The organism is Rhodococcus phenolicus, from assembly GCF_001646785.1.
GTDB lineage: Bacteria > Actinomycetota > Actinomycetes > Mycobacteriales > Mycobacteriaceae > Rhodococcus > Rhodococcus phenolicus.
The window spans coordinates 1-3,554 of the sequence record NZ_LRRH01000027.1; the positions used below are offsets into that span (position 1 = coordinate 1).

4 protein-coding genes are annotated in these 3,554 nt (G+C 64.0%); all 4 read right to left on the bottom strand.

Going from position 1 to position 3,554, the window contains the following annotated elements; genetic code table 11:
- The coding region (locus A8G15_RS30535) for an acyl-CoA dehydrogenase family protein (RefSeq protein WP_068158038.1) at window positions 1–948 on the bottom strand (948 nt) is incomplete at its 3' end.
- 43 nt (window positions 949–991) lie between these two features.
- Window positions 992–2,188: an acyl-CoA dehydrogenase family protein gene (locus tag A8G15_RS08790; protein WP_064256971.1), complete on the bottom strand. Its 1,197-nt coding sequence runs from the start codon at window positions 2,186–2,188 to the stop codon at window positions 992–994.
- 71 nt (window positions 2,189–2,259) lie between these two features.
- Window positions 2,260–3,135 carry an ABC transporter permease gene (locus A8G15_RS08795; RefSeq protein ID WP_082899762.1) on the bottom strand — a complete coding sequence of 292 codons (876 nt, stop codon included), beginning with the start codon at window positions 3,133–3,135 and terminating at the stop codon, window positions 2,260–2,262.
- On the bottom strand, window positions 3,132–3,554 hold a 423-nt coding region (locus tag A8G15_RS08800), incomplete at its 5' end, for an ABC transporter ATP-binding protein (protein ID WP_156665313.1). The genes A8G15_RS08795 and A8G15_RS08800, both read right to left, overlap by 4 nt.

Below are 3,554 nucleotides of genomic sequence, written 5' to 3' on the forward strand. Positions count from 1 at the left end.
ACCAGGGGCTTGACCCCGTCCAAACTGCTCGCGCGCGTTGAGATGACCCACGCTGGCGTCGAGCGCCGCCTGAGCGAGCCCGGTGCACATCGCTGCATTGCCGCAGCGCTCGGGATTGAACTGGTTGACCAGAACCCCGGTGCCCTCCTTCGAGTCGATCCGAGGCCAGATCAGCACGTTCTCCGGCTCGATGCGGACGTTGTCGAAGTGCACCAGACACTCACCGACCCCGCGAATTCCCATCTTCGGGTCGACGACGAAGTCGCTCATCCCCTCGGGGCGACCCTGGACAATCACCGCACCGATGCCGAAGGGGCCTTCGCTGCCGGCAATGCGACAGAACACGATGATCGTGTGGGCCTCACGGCCACCGGTGATCCAACACTTGGTGCCGGTGAGACGAAACCCGTCTCCCTCCGGGGTGAGCGTTGTGCGCAGGTCGGTGCCGGCGGTGCCCGCAGCCGGTTCGCTCATCGCGATCGCGAAATGGTTGGTCCCGTCCGCCACGCCCGGCAGTAGCCGCTGACGCAGATCGTCCGTGCCGAGAACGTTCACCGCCCGCCACGGACCGTTCAGGAACGGCTGTACCGCCATGGCAGTCGACAGGCAGGCCCGGGCGAGTTCCTCGACGACGATGCATCCCTCGAGTAGCCCTTCTCCCTGCCCACCGAACTCCTTCGGAACCGTCAGGCCGATCAGGCCGGTCTCGAGCACTGCTTCGAACGTCTCCCGCGGGAACGTCTCCGACTCGTCCCACAGGTGCGCGCGGGGTCGGAGTTCGGTGACCGCGACCTCGCGGGCGATCTCCCGAATCTCACGCTGGCGCGGAGTGAGCTCGGCCCATGCTCCGTCCCAGGTGATCTCGGGATCGAGCTGCGCTGGCTCCCACACGTCACGCTGGTAGTCGAACATCAGATCTTCCGTGGACTGCACGGCGTCGAGAGTCATCGTTAATGGCCTTTCGGAACATGTGGTTGAAATGTGGGCACAGTCAGTCGTGCTTCCCGGCGCGCTGGTCGAATCCACGGCCGAGTAGTTCGGAGACCACGCGGATCCGCTGCATGTTGGGCGTGCCTCCCGCCAGCGCCCAGCCATGCGCATCACGGTGCATCCGCTCGAGCCCGTACTCCTCGGAGTACCCGTTGGCGCCGTGCAGGGTCATCGCCATGTCGGTGACGCGCTTGGCCATCTCGTTGGCCGCGCACTTCGCCAACGACACTTCGAGAGTGCTGGGCCGACCCGCGTCCAGTCCCGCAACCGCCCGGTCTCGCAGCAGCCGCGCCGACTCCACCTGCAGCGCCATGTCGGCGAGAGTGAGCTGGACCGACTGGAACTCGACGATGGGGCGACCGAACTGGAGGCGCTCCTGGACGTACGCGATGCTCTTGTCGAGCGCGGCCTGGCCGAGCGCGAGGCTCATGGTCGTGTTGCCGAGGCGCTCGATCGAGAAGTTACTGAACAGGGTGCGGAAGCCGTCCGGAGGGGACACGACAAGATTCTCGATCGGGACCTCGACGTTGTCGAGAATGACGTCCGCTGATGGGATTCCTCGGAATCCCATCAGACGTTCACGTTTGCCGAACGACACCCCTGGTCGATCGGATTCGACGATGACCGCTCCGATCCCGCGTGAGCCAGGGGCCTCGCCCATGCGGGCGTACACGAGGTAGCGGTCCGCCTCTCCGCCGTTCGAGATCCATCGCTTCAGACCGCGGACCACGACGGTGTCGCCCTGAACCTCGGCCCGGGTCACCATGTCTGTGGCGGCCGAACCGGCGTCCGGCTCGGAGATTCCGACCGCCATGGTGTTCTCGCCACTGATGATCCCTGGCAGGAACCGCTGCAGTTGTTCCTTCGTGCCGATTCGGGAAAGATGCTGGGCAGGACCGACATTGGCTTCGAATACCTGAAATGCTGCTGGCGGATAGACCTTCGCGAGTTCCTCGACCACCGTGAGCGCCTGCGTGAAGCTGCCACCGGCGCCGCCGTACTCCTCGGGAAGGGCGATGCCGAGCCAGCCGAGCTGCGCCAGGTAACGTCGCTCGTCCGTTGAGATGGTCTCGCGGTCGCGATCCCATTGCTCGACGAACGGCGCATAACGCTCCTGCGCGACTTGTCTCACGACTGAACGCAGTTCGTCCAACTCCTCCGCGCCGGACGGCTGACTCGGGACAGTGACGGTACTCATTGGGATCCTTCAGTAGTTTCTGTGCGGGTGGTGTCGTCGCCGTATGGCGCCGCACCGTTGTGGCTGGGTGGCTAGCGCTGCTGGCCGTACTCGCCGTCGGCCCAACGCACCATCCGTCCGCCGGTGAATCCGATCAACGCGCTGAACAGGACTCCGACGATCGAGATGGTGACGATGCCGACGTACATGCGGTCGGGGATGAACATCTGCCACGAGTGCCACGTGTAGTAGCCCAGGCCCTCCTGAGCGTTGACGAACTCGACTCCGATGACGAGAAGCATCGAGATGCCAGAGGCTAGTTTGAGGCTGGAGACAATCTGCGGCATACAGGCGGGGATGATCATCCACCTGAACTGCTGCGGCCTCGACAGCCCGTACGACCGGGCAACCTCGTGATAGGCCGTTGGGATCATCATCGCAGCGGACAGCGTTGTGAATGCAACGATGTAAAACGTACCCAGGCCGATGAACACTAGCTTGGGAAGTTCGCCAAGGCCGAAAATCAGCAGGAAGACCGGGAGCAGAGCGAGTTTGGGGATCACGTAAAGCCCGCGCAGCAATGGCTCCAGCATCCACCGGATCGTCCGGGACTGACTAAGAGCGAGGCCGACCACGACACCGGAGACGGAACCGACTACGTAGCCGGTGAGTAGTCGGACCAGGGTGATGCGGAGTTCCTCCCACAGTAGGCCCGACGAGATGTCCTCTGCTGCCTTGGCTGCGACCGCGCTCGGCTGACTGAAGAATCGAGGGTCGATCCAGCCGGCGCGGGCCGACAACTCCCAGATGACCAGTGCGCCCACCGGAATGAGGAGACCAAGGAAGACCCGAATCACGAGGTCGCGGCGAGCCTGCTCGTTGGTGGGTCTGCGCTTTGCCTCAGGACGCCGCACGACCCAGTTGGCTTTGCTGGTCCCTCGTGTTTGTTCAGTGTCGAGACTCATCATGCACCTCCGGCGGCGACTGAGACGTCACCGCGCAGTCGGGACCACAGGTCCTCTTCCATACGGACGAACTCGCGGTCCTGTCGGAGTTCGGGTTTGCGTGGGTGCTCGAACGGCACGTCGATGAGCTCCCGAATGTGCCCCGGGCGTGCGGACATCAGCGCGATACGATCCGACATGAGGAGCGCCTCGTCCAGGTTGTGTGTCACGAAGAACACGGTGTACTGGTGCTCACGGACGATGGAGAGCAATTCCTCCTGCAGTACCTTGCGCAACTGCGCGTCGAGCGCCGCGAAAGGCTCGTCCATGAGCAGGATCTCGGGCTCGACCACGAAGGCTCGAGCGAGCGCCACCCGCTGCTTCATCCCGCCCGAGAGGTTGCCGGGGTAGGCCTTCTCGAACCAGTAGTGCCCCATAGAGTG

Bases quoted from the DNA above. Each gene is read 5' to 3' on its own strand.
- A8G15_RS08790 (WP_064256971.1), bottom strand. From the start codon at position 2,188: ATGAGTACCGTCACTGTCCCGAGTCAGCCGTCCGGCGCGGAGGAGTTG.
- A8G15_RS08795 (WP_082899762.1), bottom strand. From the start codon at position 3,135: ATGATGAGTCTCGACACTGAACAAACACGAGGGACCAGCAAAGCCAAC.